This window comes from Nostoc sp. (assembly GCF_036917275.1).
Classification (GTDB): Bacteria; Cyanobacteriota; Cyanobacteriia; order Cyanobacteriales; family Nostocaceae; genus Nostoc.
Genome location: NZ_JBALDF010000055.1, coordinates 196364 through 210742 on the forward strand (window position 1 = coordinate 196364; position 14379 = coordinate 210742).

The 14379-nt window shown below is 40.3% G+C and carries 10 protein-coding genes; 6 read left to right on the plus strand and 4 right to left on the minus strand.

Translation table 11 applies throughout. The features are described from left to right. Positions 1-188: 188 nt before the first annotated feature. Positions 189-2483 (minus strand): helix-turn-helix domain-containing protein, encoded by a 2295-nt coding sequence (locus V7K35_RS20655; RefSeq protein ID WP_335081126.1) that lies wholly within the window; start codon positions 2481-2483, stop codon positions 189-191. An 80-nt stretch (positions 2484-2563) separates the two neighbouring features. On the opposite strand from V7K35_RS20655, the gene V7K35_RS20660 reads away from it, so the two are divergent. Together V7K35_RS20660 and gorA are read left to right on the plus strand one after the other, a co-directional pair. Further along, positions 2564-2830, plus strand: a complete 267-nt coding sequence (locus tag V7K35_RS20660; RefSeq protein ID WP_335081129.1) for a hypothetical protein — start codon at positions 2564-2566, stop codon at positions 2828-2830. A gap of 301 nt (positions 2831-3131) precedes the next feature. After that, positions 3132-4478 carry a glutathione-disulfide reductase gene (gene gorA / locus V7K35_RS20665; RefSeq protein ID WP_335081131.1) on the plus strand — a complete coding sequence of 449 codons (1347 nt, stop codon included), beginning with the start codon at positions 3132-3134 and terminating at the stop codon, positions 4476-4478. Positions 4479-4685: 207 nt separating this feature from the next. On the opposite strand, the gene V7K35_RS20670 is transcribed toward gorA, so the two are convergent. Continuing rightward, entirely contained in the window at positions 4686-7055 is a 2370-nt protein-coding gene (locus V7K35_RS20670) for a CHASE2 domain-containing serine/threonine-protein kinase (protein ID WP_335081134.1), read from the minus strand. A 737-nt stretch (positions 7056-7792) separates the two neighbouring features. Between V7K35_RS20670 and V7K35_RS20675 the strand changes: the two genes are divergently transcribed. The 4 genes from V7K35_RS20675 to V7K35_RS20690 all read left to right on the plus strand — a co-directional run bounded on the left by V7K35_RS20675 (position 7793) and on the right by V7K35_RS20690 (position 12798). Further along, complete coding sequence (locus tag V7K35_RS20675) at positions 7793-8314, plus strand: LabA-like NYN domain-containing protein (RefSeq protein WP_334798192.1); 522 nt, start codon at positions 7793-7795, stop codon at positions 8312-8314. A gap of 96 nt (positions 8315-8410) precedes the next feature. Continuing rightward, a complete protein-coding gene (locus tag V7K35_RS20680) occupies positions 8411-10015 on the plus strand; it encodes a 2-isopropylmalate synthase (RefSeq protein WP_335081137.1) in 1605 nt (534 codons plus the stop codon). A 183-nt stretch (positions 10016-10198) separates the two neighbouring features. Then, entirely contained in the window at positions 10199-10900 is a 702-nt protein-coding gene (locus tag V7K35_RS20685) for a SnoaL-like polyketide cyclase (protein WP_335081139.1), read from the plus strand. Between the two features lie 455 nt (positions 10901-11355). Continuing rightward, a complete protein-coding gene (locus tag V7K35_RS20690) occupies positions 11356-12798 on the plus strand; it encodes a RecQ family ATP-dependent DNA helicase (protein WP_335081141.1) in 1443 nt (480 codons plus the stop codon). 168 nt (positions 12799-12966) lie between these two features. Here the strand turns inward: V7K35_RS20690 and V7K35_RS20695 are convergent, their stop codons facing one another. Together V7K35_RS20695 and V7K35_RS20700 are read right to left on the minus strand one after the other, a co-directional pair. Then, positions 12967-13911, minus strand: coding sequence for a dienelactone hydrolase family protein (locus V7K35_RS20695; RefSeq protein WP_335081143.1), 945 nt, complete (start codon positions 13909-13911; stop codon positions 12967-12969). Positions 13912-14003: 92 nt separating this feature from the next. Further along, positions 14004-14339, minus strand: a complete 336-nt coding sequence (locus V7K35_RS20700; RefSeq protein WP_335081145.1) for a DUF4926 domain-containing protein — start codon at positions 14337-14339, stop codon at positions 14004-14006. Positions 14340-14379 lie beyond the last annotated feature (40 nt).

A 14379-nucleotide genomic window follows, 5' to 3' on the forward strand; every position in this document is an offset into this window, starting at 1 on the left:
TGAAGGGTAAAGAATGAAAACCTTATCCTTCATGCTTCATGGCGGGTTATCCCTGTTCGCAACTTGCCTTTCGGGGCCGAAGAATTTAGGGTTATCGGTTATGTCTCCACCATTGTGGGGATTAGCGGGTTCAAACCCCGCACCCGCCTTTATTTTTAATTTTTACCTGACGCAAAGAAGAAGGCGATTTAATTTTTGAATGGTCGTTTTTCTATTTCAGCGATGGGTAAAAGTAGGGTGTCTTCGATGTGCGATCGCACTTCATCGGTTACATCATTATTGCTCTTGAGACAATGTACTAGTAACTTATTGGCATCATAATACTGTTTTAATAACTTCTTATCTTCTTGAGTAAATGGAAATTTATAAATATAATTATCTACTATATCATTTTTGAAACAAAAATAACAATCACTCTGTAAAATTGATTCATCTGAATTTACTATAGCTTTACCTATTTTTTGGAAAATAAGCTTGGATCTTTCCTTATTCATAACTGCCATTCTTCGAGTAAAACTTTCTTTGATACCACAGCTAATTTCTTTGAAAATATTAATATTGTTATTCTTTTGAGCTTCAATAAAGTTATTTTTCGCTAAACTTGATATTATTTTACCTATTAAATTTGCGACTATGTTTATGTAGTCTTGCTCTTCATCAGTTTTCTTATTAAAAAGTTTAAATATTTCCTCCGCAAAGTTTTCCCAAATTATTTCTAGTACTTCTAATACTATTGTTTGGTCGTTTATTTCTTTATATTTTTTTATAATAGATTGGCGAACTAAGTCTAAATTATTATTCAGATAATTCAATATAAAATTACAGTATTTTTTCTCAATTAAATCTGCTAATTGCTCAACTAAACTATCTAGATAAGAAGTTTTTTGTATTTTACAGTATATTTCAAAAATTGGCTCAATAGAACATGCAAGCTCATGATAATACTTGTCATTATCAAAATTAAAATTCTGATTTTCAATATTTTCTGCTATAACGAAGCCAAGATAAAATGCTCTAAAAGCAGTTTTTTTGTATTGTTTAGATATCTGAAAAAATTTTCCGTTTATCCAGCAAAGTAGGGACTGTAAATTACACGATATAGTAATTAGACTATCAACTTCTTCTTTGATAGACAATAAACTTTTATCATAAGAATATTGCATTAATTTTAAATTTTCTACTGCTTCTAACCGTATAACTGGATGCAAGTAGTAACCAAAACTATTAATCTTTACAAGAGAACGCTCTACTAAAGCATCAACTAACCGCAAACGTAGATGTTTAGGTACATCCCACATCAAACAAAATAGCCATATTTCTGGCACGTAAGGATAATCTTGATTAAGATGGTATCCTAAGCGACAAATAAGATGATAAGCCTGAAATTCATCTTTTTTGAGTTTTTTAAACTGACTCTGCACCAGTAATTTTAGAGACCGATGTCTCAATAAATCATGATGGTTCTGCTGCCAATAAGTCTTTAAATTACCCTGATACTGCCTTAAAATTTCAGCGCTGAGAATAAACATTGCCTCAGCATTACCTCCGTAAGCTTCGTGAATTCTACTAAGTGCAACAGTATCTATATTAATACTGAAACTTTCAAAATAGTTTTGCCACGCCTTTTTATTCAAACCATCTAAGGGATAATTCTTAATAGTTTTAATACGCTTTATTGTATGTTCATAAACTTGCTCACGACTTGTAATTAAAGTGACTGAATGCACACTGCTGTGTGCTAAGACTGTTAATAGTTCTACAAAGTAGCTGTGATGTGGTTCGATAAATTCACCATTTATCAAAGCAGGTTCTAGATTATCAATTAATACGCCGATTCTTTTTTCTTGGAGCTTGCTTTTAAATTGCTCCAGCATAGTCATAAAGTTTTGCTCTGGATTCATTTTAAAGTCATCTCTGAGCTTGAGCCTTACCCAATCTTCTACTGAGTTTAGGTTTTGGGGTGTCATTCCTACCCGCAGTTCAAGATATTCTAAACCTTGAAGCTCAAACCATTTTCTAGCCAAGGTTGTTTTACCTATGCCACCCTCTGCGTGAATTAGAATAACTTTTGTACCTTCGTTAACAAGGTTATTGAGGTGTGCGATCGCTTCCTCACGTCCCACAAAATCAGAATTGTTGGATATTGGTATCTCAGAAATTGACTCTTGAGACTGAGGGTTTGTGGCTGAGTGCTGAAATTGTACAGTTGATTGAGCAAATATCCTTGTTAATTCACCTAGTTCAATCCCCAACGCAGTTGCTATTTTTTCAAGTGTGGTTGGTGTAGGGTTAGCAGTCTGTCCGGTTGCTATCTTGCTAATGACGCTTTTATCCAGACCAGTTACTTGCTCAAGTTTGTATTGGCTAAACTTTTTTTCTTTGAGTAAATTCTTAAACGCCTCTCCAGCTTGCTTGTTCTTTTTAACTCTTGTCACTGTGAATAAACCTCTATGTTCAACGGTTGCACGTTCAACTAGTTGCACAACTACAACTATTCAAATTTTAGAAGACGAACAAAACTAGTGAATAGCAAGTAAAGCGATAAATCCAGGGATAATTTAATATGCGTCACAATAACTTACAGCAAGAAGTAATTCAACTTGAGTTGCTTAAAAAAACTTTGCACGGTTGGCAGCCAGCTTTTCCAGTTGTTGAAAGCTATGAATGGTCAACTGATCAGCTAGAGCATCACTTCGGTATTTCACGCCAAGAGTTATACAAAATCAGGAGTAAACCCCATCTCTGGCGTTCCTCAATTTTTGTTTTTTTACACCTGCGAAAAAATAAATGGCGGGTTTACAGCCTCAACCCTCTACAAATTGGGGGATAAGCTAAAAACTACTGCCCAGAAGTGCGATCGCCTACCCGCCTAAACTAGGCATCGCAAACATTTACCTCTGGTAGAATAGACAAGATGCTTTTTTAGCAAGATGATGTAATATAACGTAGCAATATTCGAGCGATCGCTGTTCCTTTTGGATGTAATTGCTATTAAGGCGGCAATCTGCTACATATTAGCCTGGTTTCATCCCAATTTGTCCACCCAAAGACAGTAGATGAAGTCTTGTCTGAGTAACTATAAGGGATGAAATAGCTCTGCTTTCCAAAAAGTGAAAAAGGAACAGATTTTTATGACATTTGATTACGACCTGTTTGTCATTGGTGCTGGGCCTGGGGGATTGGCAGCAGCTAAAAAAGCAGCTAGTTACGGTGCCCGTGTAGCTGTTGCTGAACAAGAAGCCATCGGTGGAACCTGTGTAAATCGCGGTTGCGTTCCCAAAAAACTGATTGTTTACGCCGCTGACTTCGCCCTGCAAAATCAAATAGCGCAGAGTTATGGGTGGAGTGAGTGTCAAACGTACTTTGACTGGACATTATTTATTAAGTCAGTACACCAGCATATTGATAAGATTAACCAATCCTATTTTCAACAATTGCACAAAGCTGGGATTGAACTAATTTCTCAACATATCACTTTCATCGATACCCATACTATCAATATCGATGGACGTAAAGTTACAGCAGACAAAATTTTAATTGCTGTGGGAGGACAACCCCTCAAGCCCCAAATCCCAGGTATAGAATACGGCATCACATCCCGCGAGATGTTTCAGTTGCCTTATCTGCCGAAACGTTTAGCAGTCATTGGCGGCGGCTACATTGGTGTAGAATTTTCGAGCATGATGCACGCTTTTGGCTGCGAGGTGACGCTAATTGAAAAACACGAGATAATTTTATCAGGGTTTGATAATGACATTCGCTCTGCGGTACAACAAGGTTTGAGCAAACGGGGAATTAAGTTGTTCACCAATAGCACCAGTCAAGAAATCAAATTCTCAGAAGAAGGTTTGTTGTTAACTATTACTGGTGAAAACCGAGAAATAATTATAGCAGATACCATCTTAGTAGCCACAGGTTACGCTCCAAATACCAAGAATCTTGGTTTGGAAAATGCCCATGTTGAACTTGGTGAAGATGGTGCCATTAAAGTAGATGAATACAGCCGCACCAGCCAAGAAAACATTTTTGCTGTAGGTGACTGCACCAGCCGCCTGCAATTGTCTCCAGTGGCTAAGGCAGAAGGTATTGCCTTTGCCAATTCAGTTTTTGGGAACAAGCCACAAAAACTGAATTACGATTACGTGCCCACTGCTGTTTTTTGCCGTCCAGAAGCGGCTAGTGTGGGAATGACAGAAGCGAAAGCACGGGAAAAATTTGGTGAATCTGTACAATGCTACTGCACCCAGTTCCAACCACTGTTGTATCAGTTAATCGAACAGAATGAGCCAACTACTATGAAGATAGTCTTAAATAGTGATTCTGGGCAAGTTTTGGGCGCTCATATGGTAGGTGAACACGCAGCAGACATCATTCAAAGTCTTGGCGTGGCAATTCGCAAGGGCATTACCAAAGAAGATTTGGATGAAACAATAGCCATTCATCCGACGACAGGAGAAGAATTCTTGTCCTTAAATTAAAATCACGTGCAGGATTGAGTGAAGAAGACACGAACAGAGAAGGGGGCGGGGTGTATAGGAGAAAATTCTTCTCTGCTCCCCACCCTTATGCCTAATTATTCTTAGGGAACTCCAAAAATTAAATTATCCAAATCCTTGTATCCAATACAACTATCAGATTCTGCTTCCCCTGCTCAAGAACAGCTTCCACAGTAATTGGATATTTTTTTATTTGTCAGTCTCTTGTCCTTCTGAACAAGATTTTGTGGAAGTGCCTAAATCATCTAAAGTATTCATTAATGAGTCATCCTGTGGCATGAGGTATCTGCTTTGGGAATTTACAACATCATTAAAAGCTTCAAGAGCTTCAAGATCCTCAAAAGCCTCTGATGCAGACTGATATCGCTCTTTAAAGTCCTCCAGCACCATTTTACTGAGAATCTGAGCTAGGGAGTGGCTCACCTGGGAGCGTAGTTTACCGCCGTAGGCATCGCTCCATTTTATCTCTCCATCACCATCTCTATTTAACTCACGGGGTGCTATACCAGTTAAGGCTTTAATTCCAACCATGCCGACTGCATAGATATCACTACTGTATTGTGGCCGCCCAAAACATTGCTCGCTTGGTGCGTAACCCTGAGTACCAATGCCAATGGTGAAGGGGATTTGCTCTTGATGATCAAGCTGTTTTGTGCTGACTTCTTTGACCGCTCCAAAGTCAATCAGTACTAGTTTACCGTCTGAGTGTCGCCGGATGATATTACTGGGTTTAATATCCCGGTGAATCACGTTGTTTTTATGGACAAATGTTAATGTTTGCAATAAGTCCCTGACAATTTTGATAACTGCAACTTCTTCAATTGCTCTACCCGTTGGGAGTTCCTGATTTAAAGGATGACCAATTATCTGTTCTTGCACTAAATAAAATTCTTCATCTTCTTCAAAATACGCTAAAAGTTGAGGGATTTGACTGTGCGTTCCCAATTTTTCTAGTGTTTGCGCCTCTGAGTTAAATAAACGCCTGGCAAGTTGCAAGGCTTCTGGTTTGGTGCTGGCTGGTTTTAGTTGCTTGACAACACATCGCGGATTACCAGGACGTTGGGTATCTATGGCAATGTAGGTTTCGCTGAATCCACCGGAACCGAGAACTTTGACAATTTTGTAGCGTTGAGCCAAAACTTTTCCTGATAAGGCTAAATCTCGTTGCTGGATTAGGTCTTGTAAGTCATCCTGTTGGCTAATAATCTCTTGGACAATGGGGGAAGTTTTATACTTCTGAAATATATCTAATAATTGGCGTTTTCTGATACTTTCCCTTACCAATGAAGTTGTCAGATAGGAAAGTCCGGTCATCGCGATCGCGATCATTGGTAAAGTAGTAGGGAAAATTAATTCACTATAGACAAATAACCCATAACTAATTCCTACCCAAGTGCCAGAAAGGGCAAGGCTATATAGAAATCTATTAATACTACGTTTGCGTCTGCTAATCATCAAGGCTGTACTGCCAACTAGAATTAGCACAAACAACCCCTGCAACGGTGGACTGTTAATTGCTGGGGCGATCGCTTTACCTTGCATCAAAGTTGCGATCGCATTGGCGTGAATTTCTACGCCCGACATCGGTTGAGTGCTGTTGCTAGCAGCGACTGGATAATAATCATTGTTTAACTTATCTGTCGCACCAATCAGCACTATTTTGTCTTTGAAGGCCTTTCCCTGTTGTAAATAGGTGTTCCAGTTTTCTGGATCGAGTACATGCCAAAAGGGTATTTGCTCAAATGTACCCGCAGGCCCCCAAAAATAAATGCGATCGCCCTTTGGTTGAGGATAATTTACTTTTGCTGCCTTAAGCGCTGCTTCATCAAAAGAAGGTAGTTTCTCGAGCAAATTATCTTCAGCTAGCAACTTAGAAAACTCACTCGCCAATTGCTCAACTTTACCATCTACCCCTACGGGGAAATTTACTGAGCCAATGGATACTGACCCTTTACGAAACATCTGTTGTGGGTCTATGAGCTGTATAAAAGACCCTTGATGCGTCAGGGAATTTTCGTAGACGGCTGCTAAGGTAACTTTGCTGCCATATTTTTGTAATACTGCCTGGAGTTGGCGATCGTCAGTAACTCCATAACTACTTCCCGTGTCAAAAAGGACATCTACCGCTACAGAGCGGGCACCGGCTTTGATTAACTTTGTGATTACCTGAGCATATGCAGCACGTTTATAAGGATAAGATTTCAGTGTTTCTAGGTAGGCATACTGTTTCGGATTTGTTTTATAGTACTGTTCGGGAACTGATATTGACTGATCGTCTATTGCTAAAATTACGATGTCTTCTGGAGGCACAATCGACCCACGCAGTTGAAAAAAGCCAGAAAGCGCCTTATTTTCCATCACTTGAACCAAGTTCCCACCAGAAGCACTCAGCACTCCTGCACTGATTGCCCAAGCACCAGCGAGGAGATGACCTAAGCGAACCATCCACCTAGATTGGCGAGCCGATGCTGTTGACGTTACTTTTGTCGGTTTACTTGAGTGTCTATTGGCAGCAGAGACATAGTTTTTAGTTAAAGTAGATGTAGGTTCTTCTGCCATATCGTGTTACTGATTGATTTAAGTCCAACACTTTTATTTATTCAGACCACGTTTTAGTACAAGTACATTGAAATAAAACTTAGATGATAATCTTATACATTTGTAAAGTATCTTCTATTCATCAACAAACTTTTATTGGCACTAGCCCCCAAGAGATTCCTACTCAGGTAGTGCTTAAGTTATTCTTTTCCTGTTGAGTGAGTTACAAGTAGTAATTGTCTCACAGTTCAGACCCGGATATACTTCGCCTCTGCACTTGGTTGCGGCAAGATTTTACCCTCGCCTAACCAACAACTACGCTCTTAACTGGGTGTTTTACCAGAAGCTGTACTAAGTCCGTCTTCTGTCTTTAGCGCAATATTGGTACTTCCCACAAAGCGTGTCCTGATACTGAAAGCTTTACTTATAGATAGGCATTAATTTATATCCTACCCTAAGCCTATGCTATACCTCTTTAGGAGTAAACTTTAATGTTATACAGCGATGAATGCTGTTACTGGTTCAATTTTATTGGTAGATTTTGATCACTGGGTGGCTCTTGCAGTGCCGGAGGTGAATAAGGTTTAGCACCCAGGATCTCAAGTCCAATGTTGCATCCGTTTTGATGCCTTGAAAGAGGTAGGATAAAACCTATAGATGAAGAGCTACTTTATAGATATTAGCAAACTTGCTATTTGAAAATTGCTATAATCTATTGTTCCATCTAAATTCATTTATATTATTAGGTGTAAATTTGTATGGGTTCTCCAATGAATCGTCTGTCTATTTTTGTAGATGGAAACAATATGTTCTATGCTCAACAAAAAAATGGCTGGTTTTTTGACCCGCGGCGAGTCTTAGAATACTTAAAACATGAGCAATCAGAAACAACCTTAATTAATGCATTCTGGTACACTGGTTTAAAAGACCCACAAGATCAGCGAGGTTTTAGAGATGCTCTAATTAGTCTGGGATATACAGTCAGAACTAAAATTCTTAAAGAATACTATGATGATACTTCTGGTCGCTACTCGCAAAAAGCGAATTTAGATATTGAAATTGTTGTAGATATGTTTAATACAGTAGACCAGTATGACCGGGTAGTATTATTCAGTGGCGATGGAGATTTTGAAAGAGCAATCGAATTATTACGCTCAAAAAATACACACATTACGGTAGTATCAACAGAAGGAATGATAGCTAGAGAGCTACGCAATGCTACTGACAGATATATAGATTTAAATGATATCAGAGAGCAAATAGAAAAAACCGAAGGTTAGTAGCCTTAGCAATTATTAACAAAGGTTAAGAGTAAAAGAAAAACTAAGGTTGAAGATATTTTGAGCTACAAGTAACAACTAAACAACAAACGGCATATGACAAATACAACTGATCGAATCATTATTTTTGATACTACACTGCGAGATGGAGAGCAATGTCCCGGAGCGACTCTGAATATAGACGAAAAGCTAGTTATTGCCAAGCAATTAGCGCGTCTGGGCGTGGATATAATTGAGGCAGGCTTTGCCTTTGCTAGTCCGGGAGATTTTGAAGCAGTTAAGAAAATTTCCCAAATTGTGGGGACAGAAAATGGTCCAGTAATTTGCAGTTTGGCAAGAGCGATTAAAGGAGATATTGAAGCAGCCGCAGAAGCATTAAAACCAGCAGTTAACGCCAGAATTCACACATTTATTTCGACTTCTGATATTCATTTAGAGTATCAGTTGCGGAAGTCACGGACAGAAGTGCTAGCGATCGCTGAAGAAATGGTAGCATACGCCAAATCCTTCATGACAGATATAGAATTTTCACCAATGGATGCGGCTCGTACCGATCCAGAATTTCTTTACCAAGTCTTAGAGCGAGCGATCGCAGCTGGTGCAACAACAGTTAACATTCCCGATACAGTAGGTTACACAACCCCTAGCGAATTTGGGGCAATAATTAAGGGGATTATTGAAAATGTCCCCAACATCGACCAAGCGATTATTTCCGTTCACGGTCATAATGATTTAGGCTTGGCAGTTGCTAACTTCTTAGAAGCCGTGAAAAATGGCGCACGGCAACTAGAATGTACGATTAATGGGATTGGTGAACGCGCCGGAAATGCATCACTAGAAGAATTGGTAATGGCGCTGCATGTGCGGCGGCAATATTTTAATCCCTATCTCGGCAGAGCAGAAGAATCTCAAGAATCCCTGACAAATATCGACACCCGGCAAATTTACAAAACCTCACGCTTAGTTTCCAATTTGACGGGAATGTTAGTACAACCAAATAAAGCGATCGTTGGGGCGAATGCCTTTGCTCATGAGTCTGGGATTCACCAAGATGGTGTGCTAAAAAACAAACTCACTTATGAAATTATGGATGCCCAATTGATTGGCTTGACAGACAATCAAATAGTTTTGGGTAAACATTCAGGTAGAAATGCTTTCCGCACTCGGTTGAAAGAATTAGGCTTTGAACTGTCGGATACTGAGTTAAATAAAGCATTCGTCAGATTCAAAGAGGTAGCAGATAAAAAGAAAGAAATTTCTGATTGGGATTTAGAAGCGATCGTTAACGATGAAATCCAACAAGCACCTGATTTGTTCCGGGTAGAGTTGGTGCAAGTTTCCTGTGGTAGCAATGCCAAACCCACCGCTACAGTCACCCTCCGCACCCCAGAAGGTGAAGAATTAACCGATGCTGCGATCGGTACTGGGCCAGTGGATGCAGTTTACAAAGCCATCAACCGGGTGGTGAATGTGCCCAACGAGTTGATTGAGTTTTCTGTGCAGTCAGTAACAGCTGGTATTGATGCCATTGGAGAAGTGACGATTCGTTTACGTTATGAATCTAGAGTCTTTTCTGGTCATGCAGCGAACACAGATATTATCGTGGCATCTGCTCAAGCTTATGTAAATGCACTTAATAGGCTGTATTCTGCATTGCAAACTCAAGAAAAGCCAGAGAAAGTAACTGCACAGAAAGTGTAAAAATAATCGAACCACAGATAAACATTGATGTTTATCTGTGGTTCTTTTTGCTCGTATTCGGATTTTTGCAAAAAGTCAAGTCTATTGAGTTCATTATGAATATTGTTTACTTTTTTAGATTTTTAGATTTACCTTATATCCATAAAACCTTATTCTAAAAAATGTTATAGTCAGTTAGCTTGTATGAGTAGCGAAAAAACTCCAGGATTGCCGCTCTGGGTACAAGATAGAGATATAGTCATTGCTCATGATGAAGAAGTACAGTGGCGAGAAGGAATACGCCCGGATTATTCTTACACTAATGAATTTCTTCATCAAGAAAGCAAATTTCAGCATCCAGAAGGTTCTTTAGAAGCGATGTCTACGACGGGCTGCGCCTACGCCCAAAACTTAGTCCGAACTTTTGAGATGGAAGCTTCTAATAAATCTAATCCTCAACAGTGGCTTTCGATTGTTACTGATAAGTTTAGGATGAGTAGCAATGGGGGGCAGCAATTCACTGCTCAAGAGGTCGCCCACGAAGGTACTTATAACCTATTTCTGGGTAAAAGTGAGCATTATAGCTCTGAAACAGAAACCTTTGAATCTTCATTTGAGGTTTTTCATAATGCCTTTCAGAATGGCTTTCTTTGGGAATTAACAGAAGTCCTATCGGGGCCGCCTAATGTAACCTTTAAGTGGCGACATTGGGGAACATTTAATGGTTCCTATAAAGACTATGCACCCACAGGAGAAACAGTAGAAATAGTCGGAGTTAGTATTGCTCGCGTGACTGATGATTTGAAAATTGAGCTTTTAGAGCATTATTTTGATAATAATGTCTTTCTTGATAAATTAACGGCAGGCGGTTGTCCCTTCCATTCCCCAAATCAGAACAGTCAGTAATTTTTATATAGTTCACTCGATCAGCGCTTTTAGTAAATAACCAAGAGTGCTTATAGCGCTTCTGTGTTGAGTCCAAAAGACCTAACCCCCAGCCCCTTCCCTTGTAGGGAAGGGGAATAAGATTCAAAGCCTCTCTCCTTTTAGGAGAGAGGTCAAAGTGCATTGCATAAAAACGAGAAGCGATATATCGAGTAAAATTGGTTTACATAGGCTTTGCCAAATTTAGACATTGCTTATGCTTGATTAGTATTCGGTGCTGATGTAAAATCTGTGTTTTAATTATTCGTTCATCTATGTGAAACTTGTATTTAATATGTTAATGCCTAATAATTAATTGTAATTCATTCTTGCAGTCAATGCGTTGCAACCTAAGATGATGAAATTACTGAACCATTAGCTGGATAACAGAGGCTATATTCAGTGTTCAAAGATATGGGTGCATCTACACATTGATTATGAATCAGCCTACAACAAAATCTTGGCAAGAAGTTCGCGCAGCTTTTCAAAAAATCTGGGGTTATGAAGATTTTCGTCCACCACAGGGAGAAATTGTCAGCAGTTTATTAGCACAAAAAGATGCGCTGATTATTATGCCTACAGGTGGAGGGAAGTCGATTTGTTTTCAACTTCCCGCACTGCTACAAACAGGATTAACTTTGGTAGTTTCACCTTTGGTGGCGTTGATGGAAAATCAAGTACAGGAACTACGAGAAAGCCATCAGAAAGCTGCACTTTTACATAGTGAATTGTCTTCATCTCAACGCCGTGCAACTCTGCAAGCTTTAGAACGTCAACAGCTAAGATTACTTTATTTATCGCCGGAAACTTTGTTAAGTGCGCCAGTCTGGGAAAGATTATGTCAACCACAATTGCAAATTAATGGCTTAATTTTGGATGAAGCTCATTGTTTGGTGCAGTGGGGTGATAGTTTTCGACCAGCTTATCGCAGATTAGGGGCTGTGCGTCCGGCATTACTAAAATCAAAACCACTAGGAACAAAAATTAGCATTGCTGCTTTTACCGCTACTGCTGACCCCTCAGCCCAAAAGATTATTCAAACAGTTTTACAATTACAGCAACCAGAGATTTTCCGCTTGAATCCCTACCGTCCTAATTTGCATCCCAGCGTCCGCATTGCTTGGACACCAAGAGGTAGGAAACAACAATTATTAAAGTTTATTCAAAATAGACCGCAACAATCTGGATTAGTTTATGTTCGCACTAGGAGAGATAGCGAGGATTTAGCCCAATGGTTAGCAGACATGGGTTATGCCACAGCAAGTTATCATGCGGGATTGGGTGCAGCAGAACGCCGTGCAGTAGAAGCAAGCTGGTTAAGTGGCAAAATCCCCTTTGTGGTTTGTACCTGTGCATTTGGTATGGGAATAAATAAATCAGATGTTCGTTGGGTAGCCCATTTTCACGCGCCACATCTGCTTTCGGAATATGTGCAAGAAATTGGCCGGGCTGGAAGGGATGGGAAACCGGCAGAGGCGTTGACATTAGTGAGTGAACCTACAGGGTGGTTAGATTCGGAGGATAAGCAAAGACAGGAATTTTTTCAAGAACAAATGCGATCGCAACAGCAAATAGCGCAGCAACTTGTGAAAAAATTACCAAAACAGGGAGAAGTGAATGCAGTAGCCCGACAATTTCCCGAAGGTGCGATCGCTTTATCTTTACTCCATAGCAACGGTCAGTTAAACTGGCTTGATCCTTTCCATTACACCATTGGGCAAAAAGCCGGAAATCAGCCACCGACGCAATTATACGCTGCTAAACAAATGCATCAATATCTGACTACCAAGCAGTGTCGTTGGCAGTTTTTATTAAATGCCTTTGGTTTTGACAAAGAAGCTGCTAACTTGCGTTGTGGACATTGCGACAATTGCCGCTAAACTGCTGAAGGACATGGTTTTGCCAGACCAGAAAATCGCTTGCACTTTTTTGCGATCGCAGAGAATTTTCTCGCCAAATACATAGGTGGTAGATTTGAACCTTTGGCAGATATCCCCGGTCATTCAGGAATAGTTAAATAAAGTTTCACGCATGGTGGTTAGTGTAATTCATTGACCACCTTTTGGCGGCAAATATTTGAGAAACTTAGATTTCGCACGCTCCCACATCTGCTCAGACAATACGTGCCCCTGGTTCTCCTCAATAAAGTAGGTAAAGCTATCTTTGGCTTCATACTTATAATAAGCCTTCTCAATCGTCTCCATAGCCTTCCTGATCTCAAGCATCGGACTGCGTTTATCCTCGGTGCCAAAATTGAGGTGTAGAGGACGAGGAGCAATCAGGGCTGCAATATCTGGTGTATCTCCGTATTGGTTCAAACCAGGAATAAAGATGCTGAAATCAACAATCAAACGAGTCCTATGAATCGCTGAGTAAATAGGCAAAGTGCAATTTCCCACCAAACATTTGAGCCGTGTCTCCCACGGGCCAACCAGGGATGTGAAAGTCGAGCCAAGGGAATGACCGTAGCAACCGATCGCATCAGTATTCACATCCGGTCGCGAACACAAGTAGTCAATAGCTCTATGCATATCAAGTATGTATTTCCATGCAAGGCACTTCCCGTTCACGAGATAGCGCAAGAAAGCAAAGCGCTCAAAATCACCTCCTCGAAGAATCGAGTCCTGTCGTTCCTCAAAGCACAGGGCGTCTGGACAAAGCACAATATATCCTTCATGTGCCAGAGCAACACCTGTGAATTGTGTCGGATCGCCTATAAGACCAGCCGGTTCGCTTTTGCCAAGCGCCCAATTATTATTATGCTGATGCCAGACAGCGATCGCTGGGGCAGGTGATTTGGAAGTCACACCATCTGGTACAAGAACATATGCAGGCACACGCTCTCCAAGTTCGACCTGATATGTTACTTTGTCAATTCGATATCCCTCACGAGCTATAGAGTCCTCCAGCCGTGGATCGAGCGGACAAGGCTCGGGCCACTCACCTCCCAAGCATCTGAAAAGATTCCGGCGAAAGTCTTCTGATTCGTTCATTTGGGGTAAAATCAATTAGCAGAACTGGCGTTGCCTCTAGTTTACAAAAATAAACCTTCGGGACTAATTAATAGTTTCGACCACAGTAACAGTCACAGCTTTAACCTACTTTGATGCTCAGACTCTTCTTTTTGCAAGAGAAAATCAAGATAGTCTTGTAATTGCAACAGCCTCACTTTAGATAGCTGGCGTAACTTGGCTAAAATCATTTCTTCTTGCTGCCACTGGGCAATGAGGATAATTTGAGATGCTGGTACTTCGATCGTCACATGGGGCAGATCAAACCCTTCCAGACTATACCCGTCTTCTTCCCCTTCAGGCATAGGGTAATGTTCCACAATTGTTGCAACATTCCCGCGCTTCAGCTTGTATTCTGGTAAGTCTTGCGCTAAGGCAACTTGGGAGAATAGGGGGTGCTGTACCTTCATGAGTTGGCTCCTTGATCTGGCACTAAGGTGACAAATTTGG

Coding starts and splice junctions, on each gene's coding strand:
- V7K35_RS20660 (WP_335081129.1), top strand. CDS start 2,564: ATGCGTCACAATAACTTACAGCAAGAAGTAATTCAACTTGAGTTGCTT.
- gorA (WP_335081131.1), top strand. CDS start 3,132: ATGACATTTGATTACGACCTGTTTGTCATTGGTGCTGGGCCTGGGGGA.
- V7K35_RS20670 (WP_335081134.1), bottom strand. CDS start 7,055: ATGGCAGAAGAACCTACATCTACTTTAACTAAAAACTATGTCTCTGCT.
- V7K35_RS20675 (WP_334798192.1), top strand. CDS start 7,793: ATGGGTTCTCCAATGAATCGTCTGTCTATTTTTGTAGATGGAAACAAT.
- V7K35_RS20680 (WP_335081137.1), top strand. CDS start 8,411: ATGACAAATACAACTGATCGAATCATTATTTTTGATACTACACTGCGA.
- V7K35_RS20685 (WP_335081139.1), top strand. CDS start 10,199: ATGAGTAGCGAAAAAACTCCAGGATTGCCGCTCTGGGTACAAGATAGA.
- V7K35_RS20690 (WP_335081141.1), top strand. CDS start 11,356: ATGAATCAGCCTACAACAAAATCTTGGCAAGAAGTTCGCGCAGCTTTT.
- V7K35_RS20695 (WP_335081143.1), bottom strand. CDS start 13,911: ATGAACGAATCAGAAGACTTTCGCCGGAATCTTTTCAGATGCTTGGGA.
- V7K35_RS20700 (WP_335081145.1), bottom strand. CDS start 14,339: ATGAAGGTACAGCACCCCCTATTCTCCCAAGTTGCCTTAGCGCAAGAC.